This window comes from Actinomycetospora sp. CA-084318, from assembly GCF_050955885.1.
GTDB lineage: Bacteria > Actinomycetota > Actinomycetes > Mycobacteriales > Pseudonocardiaceae > Actinomycetospora.
The window spans coordinates 5349542-5371908 of the sequence record NZ_CP192098.1; the positions used below are offsets into that span (position 1 = coordinate 5349542).

24 protein-coding genes are annotated in these 22367 nt (G+C 75.0%); 11 read left to right on the plus strand and 13 right to left on the minus strand.

Annotated elements, in window-relative coordinates; genetic code table 11:
- Nucleotides 1-35: 35 nt before the first annotated feature.
- Nucleotides 36-809: a hypothetical protein gene (locus ACQPYX_RS26100; RefSeq protein WP_433800197.1), complete on the minus strand. Its 774-nt coding sequence runs from the start codon at nucleotides 807-809 to the stop codon at nucleotides 36-38.
- Between the two features lie 122 nt (nucleotides 810-931).
- On the opposite strand from ACQPYX_RS26100, the gene ACQPYX_RS26105 reads away from it, so the two are divergent.
- Both ACQPYX_RS26105 and tatC read left to right on the plus strand, forming a co-directional pair.
- A complete protein-coding gene (locus ACQPYX_RS26105; RefSeq protein ID WP_433800198.1) occupies nucleotides 932-2014 on the plus strand; it encodes an endonuclease/exonuclease/phosphatase family protein in 1083 nt (360 codons plus the stop codon).
- Nucleotides 2015-2020: 6 nt separating this feature from the next.
- Complete coding sequence (gene tatC / locus ACQPYX_RS26110) at nucleotides 2021-3043, plus strand: twin-arginine translocase subunit TatC (RefSeq protein ID WP_433800199.1); 1023 nt, start codon at nucleotides 2021-2023, stop codon at nucleotides 3041-3043.
- 52 nt (nucleotides 3044-3095) lie between these two features.
- On the opposite strand, the gene ACQPYX_RS26115 is transcribed toward tatC, so the two are convergent.
- Nucleotides 3096-3440 (minus strand): hypothetical protein, encoded by a 345-nt coding sequence (locus ACQPYX_RS26115; RefSeq protein ID WP_433800200.1) that lies wholly within the window; start codon nucleotides 3438-3440, stop codon nucleotides 3096-3098.
- Nucleotides 3441-3597: 157 nt separating this feature from the next.
- Complete coding sequence (locus ACQPYX_RS26120; RefSeq protein WP_433800201.1) at nucleotides 3598-4368, minus strand: DUF1990 family protein; 771 nt, start codon at nucleotides 4366-4368, stop codon at nucleotides 3598-3600.
- A gap of 160 nt (nucleotides 4369-4528) precedes the next feature.
- Here ACQPYX_RS26120 and ACQPYX_RS26125 point away from each other — a divergent pair, with 160 nt between their 5' ends.
- Nucleotides 4529-5344 (plus strand): DUF1707 SHOCT-like domain-containing protein, encoded by an 816-nt coding sequence (locus tag ACQPYX_RS26125; RefSeq protein ID WP_433800203.1) that lies wholly within the window; start codon nucleotides 4529-4531, stop codon nucleotides 5342-5344.
- Between the two features lie 73 nt (nucleotides 5345-5417).
- Here the strand turns inward: ACQPYX_RS26125 and ACQPYX_RS26130 are convergent, their stop codons facing one another.
- Together ACQPYX_RS26130 and ACQPYX_RS26135 are read right to left on the minus strand one after the other, a co-directional pair.
- Nucleotides 5418-5711, minus strand: a complete 294-nt coding sequence (locus tag ACQPYX_RS26130; protein ID WP_433800205.1) for a hypothetical protein — start codon at nucleotides 5709-5711, stop codon at nucleotides 5418-5420.
- Nucleotides 5712-5859: 148 nt separating this feature from the next.
- Nucleotides 5860-6369, minus strand: a complete 510-nt coding sequence (locus ACQPYX_RS26135; RefSeq protein ID WP_433800206.1) for an SRPBCC family protein — start codon at nucleotides 6367-6369, stop codon at nucleotides 5860-5862.
- Nucleotides 6370-6491: 122 nt separating this feature from the next.
- Here ACQPYX_RS26135 and ACQPYX_RS26140 point away from each other — a divergent pair, with 122 nt between their 5' ends.
- The 3 genes from ACQPYX_RS26140 to ACQPYX_RS26150 are packed head-to-tail and all read left to right on the plus strand — an operon-like array spanning nucleotide 6492 to nucleotide 8516.
- Nucleotides 6492-6941, plus strand: coding sequence for a MarR family winged helix-turn-helix transcriptional regulator (locus ACQPYX_RS26140; protein WP_433800207.1), 450 nt, complete (start codon nucleotides 6492-6494; stop codon nucleotides 6939-6941).
- Nucleotides 6938-7732: an ABC transporter ATP-binding protein gene (locus ACQPYX_RS26145; protein WP_433800208.1), complete on the plus strand. Its 795-nt coding sequence runs from the start codon at nucleotides 6938-6940 to the stop codon at nucleotides 7730-7732. The genes ACQPYX_RS26140 and ACQPYX_RS26145 overlap by 4 nt, the downstream gene beginning before the upstream one ends.
- On the plus strand, nucleotides 7692-8516 hold the full coding sequence (locus tag ACQPYX_RS26150; protein ID WP_433800209.1) for an ABC transporter permease: 825 nt from the start codon (nucleotides 7692-7694) through the stop codon (nucleotides 8514-8516). The genes ACQPYX_RS26145 and ACQPYX_RS26150 overlap by 41 nt, the downstream gene beginning before the upstream one ends.
- A gap of 37 nt (nucleotides 8517-8553) precedes the next feature.
- On the opposite strand, the gene ACQPYX_RS26155 is transcribed toward ACQPYX_RS26150, so the two are convergent.
- Entirely contained in the window at nucleotides 8554-10125 is a 1572-nt protein-coding gene (locus ACQPYX_RS26155) for a class I adenylate-forming enzyme family protein (protein WP_433800210.1), read from the minus strand.
- A gap of 138 nt (nucleotides 10126-10263) precedes the next feature.
- On the opposite strand from ACQPYX_RS26155, the gene ACQPYX_RS26160 reads away from it, so the two are divergent.
- Both ACQPYX_RS26160 and ACQPYX_RS26165 read left to right on the plus strand, forming a co-directional pair.
- Nucleotides 10264-10875, plus strand: coding sequence for a TetR/AcrR family transcriptional regulator (locus tag ACQPYX_RS26160; RefSeq protein WP_433800211.1), 612 nt, complete (start codon nucleotides 10264-10266; stop codon nucleotides 10873-10875).
- Nucleotides 10872-11729: an adenylate/guanylate cyclase domain-containing protein gene (locus tag ACQPYX_RS26165; RefSeq protein WP_433800212.1), complete on the plus strand. Its 858-nt coding sequence runs from the start codon at nucleotides 10872-10874 to the stop codon at nucleotides 11727-11729. The genes ACQPYX_RS26160 and ACQPYX_RS26165 overlap by 4 nt, the downstream gene beginning before the upstream one ends.
- 5 nt (nucleotides 11730-11734) lie before the next feature.
- On the opposite strand, the gene ACQPYX_RS26170 is transcribed toward ACQPYX_RS26165, so the two are convergent.
- Nucleotides 11735-12151: a DUF2000 family protein gene (locus ACQPYX_RS26170; RefSeq protein WP_433800213.1), complete on the minus strand. Its 417-nt coding sequence runs from the start codon at nucleotides 12149-12151 to the stop codon at nucleotides 11735-11737.
- 49 nt (nucleotides 12152-12200) lie between these two features.
- Here ACQPYX_RS26170 and ACQPYX_RS26175 point away from each other — a divergent pair, with 49 nt between their 5' ends.
- Nucleotides 12201-12992, plus strand: a complete 792-nt coding sequence (locus tag ACQPYX_RS26175; protein ID WP_433800214.1) for an AraC family transcriptional regulator — start codon at nucleotides 12201-12203, stop codon at nucleotides 12990-12992.
- A 25-nt stretch (nucleotides 12993-13017) separates the two neighbouring features.
- On the opposite strand, the gene ACQPYX_RS26180 is transcribed toward ACQPYX_RS26175, so the two are convergent.
- Complete coding sequence (locus ACQPYX_RS26180) at nucleotides 13018-13701, minus strand: TetR/AcrR family transcriptional regulator (protein WP_433800215.1); 684 nt, start codon at nucleotides 13699-13701, stop codon at nucleotides 13018-13020.
- An 83-nt stretch (nucleotides 13702-13784) separates the two neighbouring features.
- Here ACQPYX_RS26180 and ACQPYX_RS26185 point away from each other — a divergent pair, with 83 nt between their 5' ends.
- Nucleotides 13785-14651, plus strand: a complete 867-nt coding sequence (locus ACQPYX_RS26185; protein WP_433800216.1) for an NAD(P)H-binding protein — start codon at nucleotides 13785-13787, stop codon at nucleotides 14649-14651.
- Nucleotides 14652-14714: 63 nt separating this feature from the next.
- Here the strand turns inward: ACQPYX_RS26185 and ACQPYX_RS26190 are convergent, their stop codons facing one another.
- On the minus strand, nucleotides 14715-16070 hold the full coding sequence (locus ACQPYX_RS26190; RefSeq protein ID WP_433800217.1) for a UDP-glucose dehydrogenase family protein: 1356 nt from the start codon (nucleotides 16068-16070) through the stop codon (nucleotides 14715-14717).
- A 151-nt stretch (nucleotides 16071-16221) separates the two neighbouring features.
- Here ACQPYX_RS26190 and ACQPYX_RS26195 point away from each other — a divergent pair, with 151 nt between their 5' ends.
- Nucleotides 16222-16824 (plus strand): hypothetical protein, encoded by a 603-nt coding sequence (locus ACQPYX_RS26195; protein ID WP_433800218.1) that lies wholly within the window; start codon nucleotides 16222-16224, stop codon nucleotides 16822-16824.
- On the opposite strand, the gene ACQPYX_RS26200 is transcribed toward ACQPYX_RS26195, so the two are convergent.
- From ACQPYX_RS26200 to ACQPYX_RS26215, 4 genes are all read right to left on the minus strand, one after another.
- The gene (locus tag ACQPYX_RS26200; protein WP_433800219.1) at nucleotides 16794-18146 is read right to left on the minus strand and encodes a hypothetical protein; all 1353 of its coding nucleotides are present in this window, start codon (nucleotides 18144-18146) and stop codon (nucleotides 16794-16796) included. The genes ACQPYX_RS26195 and ACQPYX_RS26200 overlap by 31 nt on opposite strands.
- Before the next feature lie 130 nt (nucleotides 18147-18276).
- Nucleotides 18277-19587 (minus strand): beta-galactosidase, encoded by a 1311-nt coding sequence (locus ACQPYX_RS26205; protein WP_433800221.1) that lies wholly within the window; start codon nucleotides 19585-19587, stop codon nucleotides 18277-18279.
- An 81-nt stretch (nucleotides 19588-19668) separates the two neighbouring features.
- On the minus strand, nucleotides 19669-20988 hold the full coding sequence (locus ACQPYX_RS26210; protein ID WP_433800222.1) for a hypothetical protein: 1320 nt from the start codon (nucleotides 20986-20988) through the stop codon (nucleotides 19669-19671).
- Between the two features lie 142 nt (nucleotides 20989-21130).
- Nucleotides 21131-22360: an acyltransferase family protein gene (locus ACQPYX_RS26215; RefSeq protein WP_433800223.1), complete on the minus strand. Its 1230-nt coding sequence runs from the start codon at nucleotides 22358-22360 to the stop codon at nucleotides 21131-21133.
- Between the last annotated feature and the right edge of the window lie 7 nt (nucleotides 22361-22367).

Here is a 22367-nt window from a genome sequence, read left to right on the forward strand (position 1 = left end):
GGTCCGCCGATCGCCGAGTGGTCGGCGGCGCGCGATCAGGCCGACTCGACGCCCTCGCGGATCTCCTCGATCCACAGCGCGGTCTTCGTGCGGTGCCCCCGGGCGACCTCGATGCTGTGGTCGGCGAGGAACCGCGCCAGGGCGACGGCCGCCCGGGGTGCGTCGGCCGGTCGGCACTTGACCGACAGCTCGCGCAGCTCCAGCCCGCTCGGGTAGCGGCAGTGCTCCAGGAACGCCCGCCCGACGTCGAACCGCGACCGCGGCACGCGGTAGCGGTGGGTGGTGAGCGGTCCGTGCAGGACGAGGTCGTCGAGCAGGGCCCTCGAGAGTCCCTCGGGCAGCAGCGTCTCGAGCCAGCGCCGCTGAGCTCCCGAGAGCAGGCATCCCGGCGGATCGCCGGAGTCGAAGCAGCCCGCCACGACGTCCGGGTCGAGGGTGCGCCGCAGCTCGGTGGTACGCAGCAGGTTCCCCGGCAGCACGTCGAGTTCGACGCGGGCCTCCTCGGGACCGCGCCGTCCGGTGACCCGGTCCCGGTCGCGGACCCGGACCACGAGGTCGTAGCGGCGCGGCCCGCGACGGCGGACCCGGACGTGCACGCCCGCGGCACAGAGGTCGAGCTCGGGGGTGTCGAGCAGGTAGATCCGGCGGGCGCCGCGACGGCGTCGGCCGGTCTCGGTGGGGACCGGCTCGCCGTCCACGGCGAGCAGCATCTTGAGCTCCACGGAGTCGGCGTCGCTGCCCACCACGCCGCGCCAGTCGATGCCGGCGGGCAGGGGGAACACCTTCTCCGCCGCTCGTCGATCGCCCACCGTGTCGCTCCCCCTCCCTGCCGAGAGTCCAGCATTACCCATTCGTGCGGCGGGATCACCACATTCCGGACGGTCGCGTCGTCTCACGGCCCGCCGACGTCTCCCCCCTAGGATCCTCCTCGATGTCCACGACCGAGCGACCGCCCCTGCCCGGGCGGTCCCCCGGTTCCGCGGACCCGTCCGGCGGCGGCACCCGGACCGGCCGCACCCGTCACCTGCTCGGCGCCGCCGTCGCCCTCGTCCTGGCCGTGCTCGTGCTCCTGCCCGACCTGCTCGGGATCGACCGCGTGCTGCCCTTCGCCGTGTTCGCGGCGCTGCGCCTGCCGCTCGCCGTCGCGACGTGGGTCGTCGGGGTGGGGCTGCTGGCCCTGCGGCCGCGCTGGTGGCCGCTGCTCACCCCGGTGCTCGCGGTCGCGGTGCTGGCGGTGGCGGTCGTGATCCCGCGCGCGATCCCGGACCCGGGGCCGCCGCCGGGCGGTGCGGACCTCACCGTCCTGGAGCTCAACTCCTTCGAGGGGCACGCCGACCCGCGCGCGATCGCGGCCGCCGCGCTCGGTGCGGGCGCCGACCTCGTGGTGCTGCCCGAGGCCGGCGACCGGATGCGGCGGGCGTTGTCCGGGCTGCTCCCGGGCTGGCGGACCTGGACCAACGTGCCGGCGTCCGCGGCCGAGGTCCGCGGGATCGTCGTCGCGAGCTCCCCGCGGGCGGGCGACGTCACCGCGCGGCGCCTCGACGGCGACACCCGCTACCCGTGGGCGGAGGTGACCGGCGGCCTCCTCGGTGCCACGAGGCTCGTCGCGGTGCACCTGGTGTCGCCGGTCCCGCAGTGGATCGCGTACTGGCCCGGGGAGCTGGCGATGCTGCAGCGCTGGTGCGCCGCACCGGGCCCGGCGATGGTGGTGGGCGACCTGAACGCCTCGCCCGACCACTCCGCCTTCCGTGCCGGCACGGCGGGGTGCACCGATGCGGGCACGGCGACCGGCGGTTCGCTCGTCGGCACCTGGAACAGCGCCGCCCCCCGCTGGCTGGCCACCCAGATCGACCATGTGCTCACCCGTCCTGCTCCGGACGGCAGCGGTCCGTACCCCCGAACGCTCCAGGTGCTCGACCTGCCCGGCAGCGACCACCGCGGCCTGCTGGTACGGCTGCGCCTCGCGCCCGTCGGTGCCGGGTCACCGGGGGTACACACGGCGCCCGTAGGCTGATCGGCCGTGGCACGACCGTCGTGGATGCACGTCCCCCGCTGGCTGCGGCCGCGCGCCGGCAACCCCGACGGCACCATGACGTTGCTCGAGCACATCCACGAGCTGCGACGCCGGCTGATGATCGGGGTCATCGCGATCCTGCTCGGCACGATCGTCGGCGTCCTCTGGTACCAGTTCCATGTCTTCGGGCTGCCCTCGCTCGGCCAGCTGCTCACCGAGCCCTACTGCGCCCTGCCGCCCGGCGCGCGGCTGACGCTCGGCGACCCGAACCGCTGCCAGCTCGTCGCCTTCGCCCCGTTCGAACAGCTGACCCTGCTCATCAAGGTCGGCGTCGCGGCGGGCGTGGTGCTCTCCAGCCCGGTGTGGCTCTCGCAGCTGTGGGGGTTCATCACGCCGGGGCTGCACGCGCACGAGCGGAAGTTCGCCCGGGTGTTCATCGGGGTGGGCACGCTGCTGTTCGTCGCGGGCGCCGTGATGGCGTACCTGGTGCTGACGAAGGCGCTGTACTTCCTGGTCACCGTCGGTGGCGGCATCCAGATCACCGCGCTGCGCGGCGACGACTACTTCAGCCTGCTCATCACGCTGCTGGTCATCTTCGGCGTGAGCTTCGAGCTCCCCCTGCTGATGATCATGCTGAACCGGGTCGGCATCTTCCCGTACGCCACGATCAAGGCCTGGCGCCGCGGGCTGATCTTCGCGATCTTCGTGTTCGCCGCGGTGGTCACGCCCGGCCAGGACCCGTTCTCGATGCTCGCCCTCGGCTGCTCGCTGACGGTGCTGTTCGAGATCGCCGCGCAGGTCTGCCGCATCCACGACCGCCGGGCCGCGAAGGCCTCGCCGTGGCAGGGCCTGGCCGACGACGAGGCGGGGCCGTCGCCGATGGCCTCCGCCGGGGCCTCGGCGAGCACCGTCACCGCCTCGACGCCGGTGGCGCCCACGGTGCTCGAGCCCGCCCGGACCGCCGCACCGGCGCCGGCACCGACCCGCACCGACCCGCCGTCGGGAAGCGACTACGACGACGTGACGTGAGGTGCGCTCCGCGCAGGTGAGCAGAAAGTGGGCCCATGACCCCACTTTGTGCTCACCTGCCGGACGGCACATGCGCGTGGCGCGGGCGGACGAGGCGGCCGCGCAGGTCGCGGTGCCCGCCGACGAGGCCGCACCAGGTGCAGTCCTCCGACGCCGCCGACCCCACCACGGGGGCCGGTTCCTCCCGGGGCGCGGGCAGGAGCAGGTCGAGACCCGCGTCGAGCGGCGGTGCCGCGACACCCCGCTGACGACGCCAGGCCCAGCGCACCAGCAGGGTCAGCCCCCACCCGACCAGGGCCACGATCGCCAACCACTTGAGCAGCAGCACGGCGCAGAGCGCGATCACGACGCCGACGACGGCGCCCGGGACGGGGACGCGGACTCGACCGGAGGACACGCGATCGAGGCTAGGTCGACCTCTGCGTCACCCCGCGCAGGCGCGCCGGACCGTCCGGAGACCGATCATGAACGACGACGGCCCCGGTGAGCCGCGAGGTCGGGGGTCCCGCGGCCCGCCGGGGCCACCTGTCAGTTCGCCCGTGGGGGCCCGGGCGTTACCCGGCCGCCGAGAATTTCTCGGCGACCTCGTCGGTCCACTCCACGGTGCGGGTCACGACCTCCACGCCACCCTCGGGCCGGCCCCCCGCCAGCTCGGCCGCGCGCACGCAGCAGTGCACCCACAGCTGGTACTGCAGGTTCTTCGCGAGCCGCAGGCGGCTGTAGAACAGGTCGGCGACGACGTCCCCCGCGCGGGCCCACGTGGTGATGCTGAACTGCAGGGTCGGGTCCCCGCCCTCCTCGTCCCCGGCGCCCTCGGCCGCGAACTCGATCTGCCCGGCCTCCACGTGGCCCTCGAGGGTGGCGAGCCGGAACGACGAGCGGCGGGTCTCGTCGGTGCGGTCGACCACCCGCACCGGCCCGTCCCACGGCCCGGGGATCCGCACGACGTACTCGTCGCCGACGCTCAGGGCGTGATCGGAACCGGTGACGCGGTCGAACCGGGCGGCCCCGGGGATCATCGCGGCGTTGATGTCCGCGACCAGCACCGCGACGAGTTCGCGCGGGCCCAGCGTGGCGTCCGGGACGTGGACGGTGAAGACGCGGTGCAGCATCGGCCCGTGCCCGTCGAAGAGCGTCTGGTCGCGCGGCCCGGGGGACGGCAGCGGCGGCGGGGCGTCCGTCTCCGGGTCACCCGGCTCCTCGCGGTGGTTGACCCGCACCCCGGGGAGCGCCCAGATGCGGCCGAGCGCGAGCAGGCCGCGAGGTGCGGACGTGAGCATCCGCGCCTCGCGGACGACCTGACGGGGACCGGGCACCAGCTGCACACGGGGGGTGTACCCCGTTCCGCGGCTCCCGGGACCGGGATGTCCGCCACCCACCGCGGCGGGTGAGTAGCGCGGCGGGGCTACTCGACCTCCCGGCCGACCTACTCGACCTCGTCCACGACGAGCCGGCGGCGCCGACGGCGGCCCTAGCGTCGCCGGCGTGACCGCCACCCGCGCCCGCGACACCGACCGCACCGCCACCTGCGACCTGCTCGACACGGCCTTCGCCGAGGGCCAGATCGACGGCTCCGAGCACCGGGAACGCACGGCCGCCGCGATGCGTGCGCGCTCGATCGCCGAGCTGTCCGCCCTGGTCGCGGACCTGCAGCGCGCGCGCCGTGCCGATCCCCCGCCGGGTCCCGCGGCGCCCGCTCCGCCGTCCCGACGATGGTCGTGGGCCGACGCCGTCGTCGCGTTCGTCGTGGTCCTGGCGGTGCTCGGCGCCCTCACCCTCGTGGGCTCGGCGTTCGTCCGGCGGTCCGCCGACGGCCCGACGACCTCCGGTGCCGCCGCCCCGGGCGCCCGCGTGGTCACGCCCGTGGACCTGCACTCCGAGGCCGGCTGGCGGCGCATGGTCGACGACCTCGTCGCCGCCCGCGGGTCGGCGCAGGTCTACGACCTCGTCCTGAACCCCGGGTACGCGGTGCTGGAGCTGCCGGTGCCCGGCGAGCCGGCGCGGGCCCACCGCGTCTCCTACCGCGGCGGGGTCGGCAGCCCGGACGCGACCTCCCACGACCCGGACGAGCCGGCAGTGGACCTCGCGGGCATCGACCCACGGCCGCTGCTCGCCCTGCTCGCCGGGGTCGACCGCAGCGTCGGGGTCCGGGACGCCGACTCCCGCTACCTCGCCCTCGAGGGCGACGCCGACTCCGGGGCGACGGTGCGGATGTACGCCTCCAACGCGTACTCCGAGAGCGGGTACGTCGCCGCGCGCGCGGACGGCACGGTCGTCGCCGTGTACCCGCACGAGCCCTGACGCCCCAGGCACACGACGACGGGCCCGGCTCCCCGAGGGGAGCCGGGCCCGTCGTCGTTCCCCTCGTGTCCGGTCAGCGCGCCGGGACGGTGAGCGAGGGGACGCTGCGCGTCGCGTCGCCGATCATCCCGTCGACGTCCGGCATCATGAACATCACCGCGGCGATGATGATCAGCGGGACGACGCACGTCGCGAACACCACCGCCGCGATCACCACGCGGGAGCTCCGCCGGCTCAACGGCTGCGGCACGCCGTTCACGTACATGACCCCGCCGACGTCCGGACCCACGGGCCAGGTCGGTGCGGCCACCACGTACTGCGGGGCCTGCGGGGTCGCGGGGTACGGGTGGTGGCGCTCGTCGTGCACGTCGTCCTCCTCGGTCGGCACCGGGCCCGGGCGGCCCGTCTGCGGTGCCGCCGACGCTAGGAGGACCGTCCGGTCGGGCAGAAGGTCACGACGACGGGTCGAGTAGTGCCGGGCCGGACAGGAGTAACGACCGGGGGCCTACTCCCCCTCAGGACCGCGGACGGGCCGCCGCGTCCGCCACGCCGACCGGAGCGGGAGCGCACTGCGTCGTCCCCCGTCGCTCCGCTCGCCCCTGCCCGGCCTCGCACCGGCGACGCAGGCCGTCGAGCAGCTCGTCGAGGTGGGCCGCCGCGGTCGAGCCGGTCATGGCGCCGACGACGCTGCCCATCCAGCCGGAACGGTCCAGGTCGACCGACACGTCGGTGCCCCGGCCCTGGGCCGACCGGCCCAGCCGCACCCGGAACGACGACGCCGAGCCCAGGCCCGTCCCGCGCCAGGTGAACCCGCGGTGCGGACGCAGCTCGGTGACGCGCCACTCCCGGTCGGGCAGGTGACGCTGGCGCACGCGCACCCCGCCGCCGACCACCAGCGGGCCGCCGTCGAAGGGCTCCACGGCCCGCAGCGAGGACGACCAGTCCGGCCAGCGGGCGACGTCGGTCAGCACGGCCCAGACGTAGTCCGGGCAGGCGCCGATCCGCACCTCGAGGTGCTGGTGCACGCGGGGCCTCCTCGTCGTGGTCCGCTCCCCGCAGGAGCGTAGAGACGCACCCGGCCGATCGGAACGGCCCGGGGCGTGGCCGACGACTCGACTTGCCTCGATAGCAGAGCTAAATTATCTGGGTGACCACGACCGTCGTCCTCGCCGACCGGCTCCTGCCGGCCGTCACGGCACTCCGGCGGGCGGTCCGGCGACGCACCCGGGAGCGACTCGGCGTCGAGCACCTGCCCGCCGGCCGGGTCGAGCTGCTCCGGGCGGTCGAGGAGCTCCCGGGGGCCGGCGTCGGCGCCGTGGCCCGCCGGCTGCGCCTCGCCGAGAACACCGTCTCCACCGCCGTCCGCGGCGCCGTCGCGGACGGCCACCTGGTGCGCCGGACCGACCCGGCGGACCGGCGCGCGGTGCGGCTCGAACTCACCGGGGCCGCCCGGGAGCGCCTGCAGCGCTGGCGCACGGCGCGCTCGGAACTCGTCGAGGCGGCCCTGGGCCGACTCCCCGACGCCGACCGGACCGCCCTCGAGGCGGCCGTCCCGGCCCTGGAACGCCTGCTCGACGCGGTGGAAGGAGAACCGTGAGCCCCGTGCTGGTGAACGACCTGCACTACGCCTTCGGCGACCACGTCGCGGTGGACGGGGTCGACCTGGCCCTGGAACCCGGCGAGGTGTTCGGGCTGCTCGGCCCGAACGGTGCGGGCAAGACGACGACGCTGCGCGCCGTCACCACCCTGCTGCCCGCTCCGCCGGGGTCGGTCCTGGTGGAGGGACTCGACGTCGTCCGGTCCCGACGACGGGTGCGCCGACTGCTCGGCTACGTCCCCCAGCAGCTCTCGGCCGACGGGTCGTTGACCGGGCGGGAGAACGTGGCGCTGTTCGCGCGCCTGTTCGACGTGCCGCGCCGCGAGCGGGCCGACGCCATCGAGGCGGTGCTGGACGCGATGGGCCTGACGGAGTCGGCCGACCGCACCGCGTCCACCTACTCCGGCGGCATGGTCCGGCGGCTCGAGCTGGCGCAGGCGCTGGTCAGCGCCCCGCGGGTACTCGTGCTCGACGAGCCGACGGTCGGGCTCGACCCGGTCGCCCGCTCCGGGGTCTGGGACCGCATCCACGAGGTCCGGCGGGCCAACGGCATGACCGTGCTCGTCACCACCCACGCGATGGAGGAGGCCGAGCTGCACTGCGACCGCGTCGCCCTGATGCACCGCGGCCGGCTCCGCGCCGAGGGCACGCCCGCCGAGCTCACGGCGGCGATCGGCGGGGGCGCGACCCTCGAGGACGTGTTCCGCCACCACACCGGCGACACCCTGGAACCCGCAGGAGGAATGCGCGATGTCCGTGCTGCCCGCCGCACCGCCCGCCGCGTCGGCTGAGCGGACCTCGCCGGTCGGCGAGGTCGCGCTGCTGCTGCGCCGGGTCGGCGCGATGTGCCTGGTCGAGCTGCAGAAGCTGCGCCACGACCGCACCGAGCTGGTCACCCGCACCGTCCAGCCCGCGCTGTGGCTGATCGTGTTCGGCACGACGTTCAGCCGCATCCACGCCATCCCGACCGGGTCGACGCCCTACCTGGACTTCCTCGCCCCCGGGATCCTCGCCCAGTCGGCACTGTTCATCGCGATCTTCTACGGCATCCAGGTCATCTGGGAACGGGACGCGGGCGTGCTGGCGAAACTGCTGGTGACCCCCACGCCGCGGGCCGCCCTCGTGACCGCCAAGGCGTTCGCGGCGGGCATCCGCGCCCTGGTGCAGGCGCTGGTCGTCGTCGTGATCGCGCTGCTGCTGGGGGTCGGGCTGACGGGCAACCCGCTGAAGCTGCTGGGCGCCGCGGTCGTCGTGGTGCTCGGGTCGGCGTTCTTCTGCTGCCTGTCGATCACGCTCGCAGGCGTGGTGCTCTCCCGCGACCGACTGATGGGCATCGGCCAGGCGATCACGATGCCGCTGTTCTTCGCCTCGAACGCGCTCTACCCGGTCGACGTGATGCCGGGCTGGTTGCAGGTGGTCAACCACGTCAACCCGCTGAGCTACGAGGTCGAGGCGCTGCGCGGCCTGCTCGTGGGCACGCCCGCCCGGCTCGGGCTGTGCTTCACGGTGCTGCTGGTGGCCGCGGCGGTGATGATCACGATCGCGTCGGCGCTGCTGCCGCGGCTCGCCCGGTGATGTGAGCACTTTCCGTGGCCAGGGCCACGGAAAGTGCTCACACGAGCTTGCTCTCGCGCCCCTCCCAGAACGCGTCCCGGAGGTTCCGCTTGAGGATCTTCCCGGCGCCGGACTTCGGGAGCGGGTCCTCCCGCAGCTCGACGGTGCGCGGCACCTTGTAGCCCGCGATCGTCAGCCGGCAGTGGGCCACGAGCTCGTCGGCGGTGACCGTCGCGCGGACCTGGACGGTCGCGTGCACCGCCTCGCCGAAGCGCTCGTCGGGAATGCCGAAGACCGCCGCCTCGACGACCGCCGGGTGCGAGTAGAGCGCGTTCTCCACCTCGGCCGAGTACACGTTCTCGCCCCCGGACACGATCATGTCCTTGGCGCGGTCGACGAGGAACAGGAACCCGGCGTCGTCGAGATAGCCCAGGTCGCCGGAGCGGAACCACCCGCCGTCGAGGACCTTCGCGGTCTCCTCGGGCTTGTTCCAGTAGCCCGGGGTCACGTTCGCCCCGCGGATCGCGACCTCCCCGACCTGCCCGCTCGGCAGCATCGTCCGCTCGACCGGGTCCTCGATGCGCACCTCCACCCCGACCGCGGGCCGTCCGCAGGACATCGCGCGCGGCGAGTCGAGGCGCAGCTGCTCGTCGGGGTGCAGCGTGACGATCGGCGAGGTCTCGGTGAGCCCGTAGATGTGCAGCATCGACGCGGCGGGGAAGGTCGCGTGCGTGCGGCGCAGCAGCTCCCGCGCCGCGGGCGAGCTGCCGTGCGAGAGCCAGCGCAGCGACGACACGTCCCGCGGGCGCTCGCGCTGCTCGACGGCGAGCGCGTCCATCATCGTCGGGACCACGAGGGTGGCGGTGACCCGCTCGGACTCGACGACGTCGAGCACCCCGGCCGGGGTGAACGCCGGGACGATCACCTGCGTGCCCGCGGCCCAGATGGTGGCGAGCGCGCCGATCGTGCCCGCCGCGTGGAACATCGGCGCGACCACCATGAACCGGGTGTCCTCGGTGAACGGCCAGCACGCCATGAAGTGGAAGGCGTTCGCGACGAGGTTGCCGTGGGTGAGCATGACGCCCTTGGCCGCCCCCGTGGTGCCGCCGGTGTAGAAGATGCCGGCCAGGTCGTGCTCGGCCGGGGCGTCGTCCCCGTCGGGGATCGGCCGCTCGGCGGCGTCGGCGAGGAGCCGGTCGTACTCGTCCTCGAGGCCGATCACCCGCACCCCGGCGTCCACGCCGGCCACGTCCCGGTCGGTGACGAGGACCCGCGCGCCCGAGTCGGCGATCGCGTAGACCCGCTCCGGGTCGGAGTGCCGGGTGTTCAGCGGGACGATCACCAGACCCGCGGCGGGCACGGCGAGGTAGAGCTCGAGGTAGCGGTGGCCGTTGGCGCCGAGCACCGCGACCCGGTCCCCGCGCTCCAGCCCGAGGTCGGCGAGGGCGCCGATGAGGCGACGCACGCGCGCACCGAGCTCGGCGTAGGTGAACTCCATCCCGGCGCACACCACGGCCGTCGCACCCGGCGCGACGGCGAGGGCCCGCGCCAACGGGGCACCGATCGTGCGGGTGGCGTTGCGGTGGTCGCCGGCCGGGGCGAGCAGCGGCGCGCCCGTGGTCGTCGTCATGGCCTCTCCCCGGGGGCGCAGCGTCGCCGAACGATCGTTCGGTCGGACAGCACGATAGCAGCGGCGGGTGACCGGTGACACCCGTCCCCGCGGACAGCGTCAACCATCCGGCCGCACGGCGCTAGGGTCCCGGGGATCATGACCAGTGACGAGCGGGGCGACGGGGCGGGACGGGTGGGCCGACCCGGTCGCCGGTCCGGGCACGCCGAGCCGTACACGCTGGCGTCGCTGGTCGAGGTCGCGGCGCAGGCGTTCAACGAACGCGGCTACGACGCGACGAGCATGGAGGACCTCTCCCGCGCCGCCGGGATCACCAAGTCGTCCTTCTACCACCACGTCTCCGGCAAGGAGGCGCTGCTGCGGGCGGCGCTGGACCGGGCGCTCGACGGGCTGTTCGGCATCCTCGCCGAGCCCGACGCCGTGTCCGGGGCACCGGTCGACCGCCTGCGCCACATCGTCCGGAGGCAGGTGGAGGTGCTGGGCACCGAGCTGCCGTACGTGACGTTGCTGCTGCGGCTGCGCGGCAACACCGAGACCGAGCGCTGGGCGCTGGCCCGTCGCCGCGAGTTCGACCAGACGATCGCGGGCCTGGTCGCAGCCGTGCGCGACGACGTCGACCCGGTCGTCGCAGCCCGCCTGCTCTCCGGGACGGTCAACTCGCTCATCGAGTGGTACCGACCGGGCCGCATGGCCCTGGAGGACCTCGTCGAGGCCGTGGACCGCCAGGTGTTCGAAGGGCTGCTGCGATGACCGACCCCCAGCACCTTCCTGACGACGGGTCGGCGCCGGCACCCGACGACGGCTCGGTCCCCTCACGGGCCGAGCGGTTCCGCGTGGCCGCCGTGCGCACCGCGGCCCGGGCCCGCGAGCTCGACCGGTCCCCGACGCTGCAACGGGCGGTGCGGCGGGTGCGGGAGACGCTGCCCGGGGACGCCCACTTCGGCGACCCGCTCTCGCTGGGCGGGGCCCGGCACACCGAGGCCGCCGGGCGGGCGATCGTGGGGCTCACGGGCGACCGCCCCGGCGTGGTGCGCGAGCTCGGCCTCGGGGGCGTGCAGATCTGGCAGTCGCTCCTCGAACGGCTCGGGCGCGGCGGCGGCGAGCACGAGGTGACGCTGGTCTTCACCGACCTCGTCGAGTTCTCCCACTGGTCGCTCGAGGCCGGGGACGACGAGGTGCTGCGTGTGCTGCGCCGCGTCGGAGAGGCCTGGGAGCCGCCGATGACCGAGCGGGCGGGCACCGTCGTCAAGCGCCTCGGCGACGGGCTGATGGTGGCGTTCGCCGACCCCCGGGGCGCCCTCGAGGCCGTCCTGGAGGCCCGCCGCCGGCTCGGCGCGCTGCACGTCGACGGTTGGTCGCCCCGGATGCGGGCGGGCCTGCACGTCGGGCGGCCGCGCCGGGTCGGCGGGGACTACCTGGGCGTCGCGGTGAACGTCGCCGCCCGCCTGGGCGACGCCGCCCGCGCCGACGAGATCCTGGTCAGCGGCGACTTCCTCGGCCGGCTCGACGCGCGGACCGTCTCCACGCGGCGTCGCCGTCGCCTGAACCTCAAGGGCGTCCCGGAGGCCCTCGAGGTGTACGCGGTGGAGCCGGCGCAGGGCTGACCGGGTCACCCGCTCATCCGGGCGCCCTTCGTGATCTTGTCGGCGGCGTTGCGCGGCGCGTGCACGGCGACGCCGACCAGGTCCAGCTCCTCCCGCGGCACCGCGGCGACCGCCGCGCGGTTCTCCTCGTCGCCGCCGGTGGCGAAGAGGTCGGCGGTGAACACCGGGACCCGCAACCCCCGGTCGACCGCCCGCCGGTGCGCCGCCCGGACCGTCCCGGCGTCGCCCTCCAGCACCACCACCGGCTGCCGGAACATCGGCGCGTAGGCGGTGCCGTCGGCGTCGGCGTACGGCTCCCCGATCAGCTCGGGCACCGTCGCCGCGATCCCGCTCGCGAGGAACGCGACGACGTTGCTGCGCTGCCAGCCGGCCAGGTCGTCGCGGAGGACGATCACGATCTTCGTCTCGAAGCGGGTGCTCATGGCGTCCACGATCGGCCGTGCGCGGCGCGCGTTCTTGTACGTTCCTGGAGTGGGTCCGGAGCAGGTGCGGGCGTGGAACCCGGGGGTGCCCGGGATCGAGGAGGTCTTCCACGCCCGGTTCGTCGAGCACGCCTACCCGCTGCACACCCACGCGACCTGGACCCTGCTCGTCGTCGACGACGGCGCCGTCCGCTACGACCTCGACCGCGCCGAGCACGGTGCCCTCGGCCGCGCGGTCACGCTGCTGCCGCCGGGCGTGGCGCACGACGGGCGGTCGGCGACGTCGGGCGGCTTCCGCAAGCGGGTCCTCTACCTCTCGCAGTTCCCCGAGGCCCTCGTCGGGCGCGCCGTCGACCGGCCCGCCGTCGTCGACGACGCCCTGCGCGGCGCGGTCGACCGGCTGCACCGGGTGCTCGAGCACCGGGGCGACGAACTCGCGGCGAGCTCCGGGCTCGCGCTGGTGACCGAGCGGCTGGCGTCGCATCTCTCGCACGGCGTTCCCGACGACCGCTCGGTGCGGGATCCGCGCACCGCGGCCGGCCTGCGGGACCTGCTCGACACCCACGTCGTCGACGGTCTCGCCCTTGACGAGGCCGCCGCCCAGCTGGGCGTGACCTCGAACCACCTGGTCAAGGCGTTCTCGGCGGAGTTCGGGCTGCCGCCGCACCGCTACCTCGTCGGCCGGCGCGTGGAGGTCGCGCGCCGGCTGTTGCTCGCGGGACTTCCTGCCGCGCGCGTCGCGGTCGAGGCCGGCTTCCACGACCAGGCGCACCTGACGCGGCACTTCCGGCGCCTGCTCGGGGTCCCGCCGGGGCGCTACGCAGGTGGCTCCGCCCCGTGAGTACTTCTCCGTGCCAGAGCACGGATTACTGCTCACAGGGCGAAGCCACCCGGTCCAGCCACTCCCCCAGCAGCGCCCGCTCGGCCGGCGTCAGGACGTCCAGGTCGTCCACCGTGGCCCGCAGGGCGATCGCGGAGGCGACCGGCCCCGTCGTCGGGAACGCCTCCTCGGTGGTGATCGCCGCGACGACCGCCTCGCAGGCGGCGCGCGACAACCCCTCGTCGCGCTTCTCCGGCGGCACCGCGATCAGCGAGAGCGCGACCCCCGAGCCCGCGGCGTGCACCATCCCGACCGCCCGCCCCTCGGGCACCCGCAGCCGCCCGGCGACGGCGATGCGGTGGATCAGCGCGGCGAGCTCGACGAACGCCGCCCGCGCTGCCGGGGAGTACCCGTCGGCCTGCGGACGGGCGTACATCAGCCGGTAGAGCGCGGGCCGTTCGAGGGCGAGACCGACGTGCAGGTCCCAGCCGGTCCGCAGGTCGGCGACCGGGTCGTCGGTCGGCTCCCGCACCGTCTTCTCCGCGAGGTAGTCGGAGAACCCGCGCGTGACGACCGCATCGAGCAGCCCCTGCTTGTCCCCGAACAGTCGGTAGATCGTCGGCGCCTGTACCCCGGCCGCGGCGCTCACCGCCCGCGTCGACACGGCCTCCTCGCCCTCGGACTCGAGCAGCCGCGCCGCAGCGTCCACGATCCGCTCCCGGGGCTCCACGGGAACGACGGTAACACTCACGCGTTAGCGCCGGTACGTTTCCGGTGTTAGCGTCGAGGCGCTACCACCGATAGGAGACCGACATGATCGTCGTCACCGGCGCCACCGGCGTGCTGGGCCGCCTCGTCGTCGACCGCCTGCTGGAGCTCGTGCCCGCCGCCGAGGTCGGGGTGAGCGTGCGGGACACCGCCCGGGCCCAGGACCTGGCCGATCGCGGCGTGCGGGTCCGCCAGGGCGACTTCACCGCGCCCGACACGCTCGCCGACGCGTTCGCCGGGGCCGAGCAGGTGCTCGTCGTCAGCGCGAACACCCTCGGCCCGGACGGCGTCGCCCAGCACCGCGCCGCGATCGACGCGGCCGTCGCCGCGGGCGCACGGCGGGTCCTCTACACCGCCCACCAGGGCGCCCGCGTCGACTCGCCGTTCGCGGCCGCGGCCGACCACGCCGCGACCGAGGAGATCCTCGCCGCGGCCGGGATCGCGTGGACCTCACTGCGCAACGGCTTCTACGCGAACACCGTGCCGATGTTCCTGGCCGACGCCGCGACCACCGGGGAGCTGCGCCTTCCCGACGACGGGCCGGTCGCCTGGACCACGCGCGAGGACCTGGCGACCGCGACCGCCCGCCTGCTCGTCGACGGCGCCCCGGACGGTCCGACCGCCCCGCTCACCGGGCCCGAGGCGGTCGACTTCGAGCAGGTCGCGACCCTCGTGGGCGACCTCACCGGCCGCCCGGTGCGCCGTGTCGTCGTGGAGCCGGCGGAGTACCGCGAGACCCTGCTCGGCCGCGGTGTCCCCGCCCCCGCGGCCGACCTGCTCCTCGGGTTCTTCCCCGCCGCCGCGCGGGGCGACTTCGCCCCGGCCGACCCCACGCTCGCCGAGCTGGCCGGCCGTCCCGCCACACCGATCGCCGACGTGCTCCGGGCGTCGCTGGCGCCCGCCACCTCCTGAACGAACGGCACCCTCGCGCACATAGATGCTGCGAGAGTGCCGTTCGTGCAGGTCAGGGGCGCCCTACTCCGCCACGTCCCCGTCCCCGCGGCGACCGAGGCCGACGGCGGTCAGGCCGGCGCGGCGCAGGGTGGCCGGGTCGACGATGTTGCGGGTGTCGATCACGATCGGGCGCTTCACCGCCGACGCGATCACCGACCAGTCCAACGTGCGGAACACCGGCCACTCGGTGAGCACCAGCACCGCCTCCGCGCCCTGCGCGGCCGACACCGCGTCCGCCGCCAGCGGCACCCCGTCGATCTCGGTCGGCGGCGCCGCCCCGTCCTTCCCCTCCACGAACGCCGGGTCGTACCCCACCAGCTCCGCGCCGGCCTGACGCAGCAGCGCCGCGATCGCCAACGCCGGCGAGTCCCGCAGGTCGTCGGTGCCCGCCTTGAACGTCAGCCCCAGCAGCGCCAGCCGCACCCGCGACAGCGACCCCGTCCGCTTCCCGGTCACCGCCAGGCGCACCTTGTCCACGATCCGCTGCCGCTGGCGGGTGTTCGTGTCGATCGTCGCGCGCAGCAACCGGAACTCGAAGTCCGCCGAGTCCGCCACCTGCAGCAACGCGTGCGTGTCCTTCGGCAGACACGACCCGCCCCACCCCGGACCCGGCGACAGGAACGCCTGCCCGATCCGCCGGTCGTAGCCGATCCCCTCGGTCACGTCCCCGATGTCCGCCCCGACCCGCTCACACAGCTCGGCCATCGCGTTCACGTACGACAGCTTCATCGCCAGGAAGCAGTTCGCCGCGTACTTCATCAGCTCCGCCGACGCCGCGTCGGTCAGCACCGTCGGCGCACCCAGCCGGGCGTACAGCGCCGCCACCCGCTCCGCGGCGTCCTGGTTGTCCGAGCCCACCACGATCCGGTCCGGACCCAGGAAGTCCTTGACCGCCGACCCCTCGCGCAGGAACTCCGGGTTCGACACCACCGCGACATCGGTGCGCTCGAGCAGCTCCGCGGTCCGCGCCGCCGTGCCCACCGGCACCGTCGACTTGTTCACCACCACGGTGCCCGCCGCCAGCTCCGCGCCGACCTCCTCGATCACCGACTCCACCGCGCGCAGGTCCGCCACCCCGCCCGCGCCCATCGGCGTCGGGACACACAGGAACAGCACCTCCGCCGGACGCCCGTCCTCGAACGAACCCAGCGCCGCCCCCGCGCCGACCACGAACGACAACCGCCCCGCCGAGGTCTGCTCCGCGACCAGCTCCGCCAGCCCCGGCTCCACGATGTCCACCACACCGCGACGCAGCCGCTCCACCTTCGCCGCGTCGATGTCCGCGCACACCACCTCGTGACCCAACGACGCCAGACACGCCCCCGTCGTCAGCCCGACGTAGCCCGTCCCCACCACCATGACCCGCCGTGCGAACACCCCAGACACCCTTCCTCGGGATCGGTTCGGGCGTCACGGTGCCAGATCACGGTGGGTGAGCGGCCGGTCGCGGACATCGGAGCCCCCTGGTGTCCGTTTCGTCCGATCTGTACGGTCGCGGCCACCTCGGCCCCGACCTGCGGAGTCCCCCGTGACCGACACGCTCCTGCTGCGGCCCGGCACGGCGTCCGAGCCCGCTCTCGCTCTCGACGACGTCGAGCGCGTCTGGCGAGCGGCGGGGCTGCTCGGCCGGTGCGCGGCCGTCGAGGTCCCCACCGACACCGGGCGCACCGGGCTCGGGCTGGTCACGGCGTCGACCTCCGTCGCCACCGTGGAGTCCGTGCGCAAGCTCGCTGTCCCCGAGGCACTGCGACCCGCCGTCGTCCAGGTCGGCGGGCTCCCGGCGTCCCGACCCACGCTGGCCCGCGCCCTCACCACCGGACGACGGACCGACGGACCCGACCCGTTGCGCTGCCTCGCCGAGCGCATCGCCGTGCGCTTCCCGGTCCCCGCCGTGCGCGTCGACCTGCGGCTCGGCGACGACCCCGTGCACGCGGCGCGCGACGGGCTCGTGGTCGTCCTGCACGGCCCCGGCCACGACCGCTGGGACGCCGTGCACGCCGTCCTCGGGCTCGGCGCCGCGGTGGCGGGCTCCGCCCTGGCGCGCGACGGGGCCGGCGGGGTGGTGTGGGGCCGGTACCCGGCGGGCACGCGGCGCTCCGATCACCCCGCCCCGGTCACGGCGTCCACGTAGTCCTGCCGGGTCGATCCCGACGACGGGTCGTCGAGCACGTCCTCGAAGGCCAGGAAGAACGCGGCCAGGGCGCACCCGCGGGCGTACCCGGGGCTCCGGCGGATCTGCTCGGCCTCGGAGTCGGAGTTCGAGGTCCCGCCGGTCTGGGCCGCGGGCGGGCCGGGGTTCTCCCCGACGGCGGCGAGCCCGGCCCGCGCCGCCTGCGAGCGGGCGAAGCGCAGGTTCGACCAGGCCGCGACGTTCGTCGTGGTCTGCACGCTCGTGGTGGCGTCGGTGGCCTGGCACGTGTCCTGCGCGGGGCTGAGGCCGCGCGCGGTGACGGCGGTCGCGTCGTCGACGCCGGTCAGGTCGACCACGACCGTGCTCGCGACGTTGCCGGCCAGCACCGGGAACTGGTCGACGTAGTAGAGGCCGCGCCCGAGCGACCCGTCGCGGTCGCCCGTCCCGTTCAGCAGCGCGTTCGTGGCCGCGGTGAGGTCCGCGGGGAGCACGCCCTTGCCGGGCGACGGGACGTGCACGGTGCCCGTGTAGCCCGCGGTGCGCAGCGTGTCGGCCTGGTCCTTGATCGCGTAGACCAGGGAGCGCTCGTACCAGAGGAACCAGTTCTGGGCGGCCGAGGCGGTGACGGCCTTGCCGTTCCACGTCCTCGCCCCGGGGATCCAGCCCGGCATCGGCGTCTTCGGCGTCCCCGCGGCGAGCCCGGTGCCCTGCTGGGCGTCGGCGCCGTAGGCCCACCAGCTCTGCAGGAACCCGGTGCCCGACTCGTTCGGCCCGGGAAAGCCGATCTCGCCCGCCGTGCTGGTGCCGACGCGGATGCCGTCGAGGCGCGACACCGGGAGCTTCGCGACGATGCGGCGCAGGTAGTCGTTCTGCGCGGAGCGGGCGGCGGCGGAGAAGACCGTGTCGACCGCACCCGTCGTCGGGGTGTTGCCCTTCTGGTCCACGAAGGTCGCGCCGGAGAGCTGCCGCACCCACGACGGCGGGTACTGCGTGCCGGTCCCGAGGACCACGCGCACCCCGGCGTCGAGGCAGGCGGTGACGCGGGCGGCGAGGTCGGTGACGTAGTCGGTGTTCTCGGCCGTGGCCGAGGTCGGCAGCCACCGGTCCCAGTACGCCTCGACCTCGACGAGGGTGATGCCGGCGGCGCGGTTCGCCGCGATGTCCGAGGACGTGCAGCCGGAGGCCATGACGCCCCAGCTCGGGTCGGTGGCGGCGTGCGCGGCGGGCGGCCGCAGGCCGAGGAGTGCGAGGGCGAGCACGGCGAGGACGACGACCGCCCGGCTGTGACGGATGAGGCGCCTGGGACGCAGGAGGAGGGACACGCTCGCTGGCATCGCCCCGTCCGGGTCCGGATGGCACAGCTCGCGGCCCGAGTCGTTCGGACGGCGCAACGGTTCCACGCGGACGGCCCAGCAGCTGCTCCGGGCGTGAATCCCCTGCTCGGAGCAGTCCTCAGCCCCGGATCGCCGCCTCGTAGTCGGCCGGGGTGATGCCGCTGCGGTCGGTGTACAGGTCGTCCTCGAACGCGAACAGGAACGCCGACAACCCGCAGCCGCGGGCGTAGGCCACCGCGTACCGCAGCTGGTCGGCCTCGCTGTCGGAGTCGGCGGTCCCGCCCGTCGTCGGGCCGGGCGGACCCGGGTTCTCACCCACCGTCGGCAGCCCGGCCCGCGCCGCCGCGGCGGCGGTGACGCGCTGGTTCGGCCAGTCGTCGAGCGACGGGTCGCCGCCGAGGAGGCGCCCGGCGTCCCCGGGCGCGCACCGGTCCTGCGGCGGGGAGAGCCGGCGGGCGCGGACGGCGGTGGCGTCGTCGAGGCCGGTGATGTCGACGACCGCACCCGGCACCGTGGCGGCCAGCGCGGGGAGGTCGCCGACGTAGTCCAGGCCCCGGCGCAGCGCGCCGTCGCGGACGGCCGTGTCGAGCACGACCGCCACGGCGGCGTCGAGCGCGGCGGGCAGGACCCCGCGACCCGCGGCCGGGACGTGCACCGGCCCGCCGTAGCCGGCCGCGCGCAGCGACCGCGCCCGGTCCGCGACGGCCCGCACCACCGCGCCGGAGTACCAGTCGAACCAGGCCCGCGCGTCGTCCGGCGTCACGGCCCGCCCCTGCCACGTCCGCTGCCCGGGGATCCAGTCCGGCAGGGGCGACGGGACCTGCCCGGGTGCCAGCCCCTGCCCGTGCTGCGGCGCCGGGCCGAACGCCCACCAGCTGTCGAACGCCGCTCCGGACGCGTCGGGCCCCGGGTGTCCGAGCTCGCCCGCGGTGGAGGTGCCGACCCGGATGCCGACCAGGTTGTCGGCGGGGACGGCCGCCACCAGCCGGCGCAGGTAGCCGTCGGCCGCGGCCGCGACGGCCGCGGAGAAGACGGTGTCGACCGACCCGTTCGTCGGGGTCCGGCCGGCCTGGTCGCGCACGGCCGCGTCGGGCAGGGCCCGGACCCACGCCGGCGGGTACTGCAGCCCGCTGCCGAGGACCACCCGCACCCCGGCGTCGAGGCAGCGCTGCACGGTGGCCCGCAGCCCGTCGGCGTAGCCGGTGTCCACCGCACCGGATGCGGGCTCGAGGCGGTCCCAATGCGCCTCGACCACCGCGACGTCGATCCCGGGCGGCCGGGTCGCCAGGCGGTCCGGGGCACAGGTCGAGTCCACGACGCCCCACGCGGGCTCCCCGCCGACGGGTGCGGCCGGAGCCGCCCCGCACGACGCGACGAGCGCGAGCAGGACCACCAGGGCACGGAACGGCGGACGCCCGGAGGTCCTCACCCGCGCAGCCTGGCCGACCCGCGCCGCCCGTCGTCGGGAAGGAGCGCGATACCGCCCGGTCCGGTGACCCGCCGCGGGAGGTCAGCCGAGGACGGCCCGGCGGTAGTCGTCGCGGGTCACGCCCCACCGCGGGTCGTCCATCGCCCACTCGAAGGCGACGAGCAGGGCCGCGAGCCGGCAGCCCCGGGCGTACGCGGGCGACCGGGCGATCTGCTCGGCGAGGGAGTCCGAGTACGACGTGCCGCCGGTCTGCGCGGCCGGGGGGCCGGGGTTCTCCCCGACCGCGGGCAGGTTGGCCCGGGTGGCCTGGGCGCGGGCGAAGCGCTGGTTCGACCACAGGTGTACCGGGGTGCCCGCGGCGACGCTGGCCGCCGCGTCGCCGTCCCGGCACGCGTCCTGCGGCGGCGACTGGCGGCGGGCGAGGACGGCGGTCGCGTCGTCGATCCCGGTCAGCGCGATCACCGTCCTCGAGGTGCTCCCCGCCAGCACCCCGAACTGGTCGGGGTAGTTCAGGCCACGCCCGAGCGACCCGTCGCGGTCGCCGGTGCCGTTCAGGAGCGCGTTCGTGGCGGTGGTCAGGTCGGCGGGCAGCACGCCCTTCCCCGGCGCCGGCAGGTGGACCTGGCCCGCGTACCCGGCGCCCCGCAACGCGTCGTGCTGGCCCTTGATCGCGGTGGTGAGCGCGCGGGAGTACCAGAGGAACCACGAGCGCGCCGCCGACGCGGTCACGGCGCGCCCCTGCCAGGTCCGCTGCCCCGGGACCCAGCCCGGCATCGGCGTCCGGGACGCGCCCGCGGCGAGGCCGGTGCCCTGCTGGGCCGCCGGCGAGAACGCCCACCAGCTCTGCAGGAAGCCGTCACCCGCCTCGTTCGGCCCGGGGTAGCCGATCTCCCCCGCGACGCTCGTGCCGACCCGGATCGCCTCGATCCGGCTCGACGGCAGGTCCCGGACGAGCCGGCGCAGGTAGTCGACCTGCGCGGCCCGCACGGTGGCGGAGAAGACCGTGTCGAGCGCGCCGGTGGCCGGGTTCCTCCCGCGCTGGTCCACCAGCTTCGACCCGGACAGCGCCCGCACCCAGGCCGGCGGGTACTGCGTACCGGAGCCGAGGACCACCCGCAGGCCGGCGTCGAGGCACCGGGTGATCCGCGACCGCAGGTCGGCGACGTAGGCGGTGTCGACGACGCCGGCCCGCGTGGGCAGGTAGCGGTCCCAGTACGCCTCGACCTCGACGACCGCGAGGCCGTAGGCCCGGTTCGCCGCGACCGACGACTCGCTGCAGGTGGACGCGACGAACCCCCACGCGGGTCCGTCCGCGGCCCGCGCCCGCCCGGTGGGGAGGGCGACGGAGACGACGAGCGCGAGGACGATCGCGGCGGGGAGCAGGCGGAGAGCGCTCGACACGGGAGCTCCGATCGGGGACAGCCGGGCGACGGGCGCGTCAGACTGTCACTCGTTCGGTGTAGGTCGAGCACGGATTCAGGTCACGTTCGCATCAAGGTTGCTCTGAACGGGAATGGCCCTCGGCTCAAGTCGTCAACGACGACTACCGGGCGTCGCCGCTCCCCCGGCCACTGCTCGAGGAGTCGGCGTGCTCGACCGCGGCCTCGACCCGTTCCTCCACGGGCTTCGCCGGGGCACCCGGAGCGCGCTTGACGAGCTGCCGCATCCACTTCTGCGCGGGCCGCTCGATCAGCACGTACGCCAGCCACGCGAGCACGAACGCCCCGAGCACCAGCAGGACGATCCCGACGACGCCCCAGACGGGTCCGGGGAAGGTGCGCGGGTTGATCAGCAGCGAGGCCGCCAGGATCCACGGCACGTGCACGAGGAAGAGGGCGACGCTGTACTCGCCCCCGACGAGCGAGACCTTCGTCGAGAGAAAGCGGTCGACCGCGCCGCGCCGCTGCGCCAGCGCCGGGACGACGAGCCCGATGATCGGCAGGGCGAACATGGGCGGGCCCTCGAGGTTCGAGGTGACGACGATCGCGAGGAACGCCACCGCGACGAGGGGTCCGGTCACGCGGCCCAGCCAGGCGGGGATGCGCTCGGAGACGGTGGTGAGCTGGTAGAGCACGGCGCCCGCGAGGAAGCCGCCGAACGCGCGCGGCAGCGGCATGCCGTAGGTGATCGTCCCGTCGTCGAACCCGATGATCGAGTAGAGGACGAGCGGGATCGAGCAGGCCACGAGGTAGCCGACCAGGCAGGCCACGGGGGTGCGCAGCCGCTGGACCAGCGGCAGCAGCAGCGGCAGCACGAGGTAGCAGGCCCACTCCGCGGAGAGCGACCAGACCGGTCCGTTCCAGGTCAGGGCCTGTGCGCCGCCCCAGCCCGAGGTCAGCGTGATCTGGCGCAGCAGGTCCCACGTCAGGTTCCCGCCGTGCGGGATCTCCCGGCCGATCGCCCGTGACGCGAGGACCGCGAACACCATCGCCGCGAGCACCGCGAGGTGCACCGGGTAGAAGCGCGACAGGCGCGCCCAGAGGAACTTCCCGAACGTCGCCCGCCCCGGCCACCGCGCGAAGGTCCGCGCGTAGCCCGAGCTGATGACGAAGCCGGAGAGCACGAAGAAGAGGTCCAGGGCGACGTAGCCGTGGTGCCAGACCGGCAGGAAGAACGCGGCCGTGGCCGGGACCAGAGCCGCGGCGAACGGCGCGACGTGGACCGCCACCACCACGAGCGAGAGGTAGCCGCGGATGCCGACCAGGCTCGGGATGAGCCCGGTCGGGGCCTTCGGGGCCCTCGGTGCGGCGCCGGGGCGGGGTTGCTCGGGCATCGTCGCT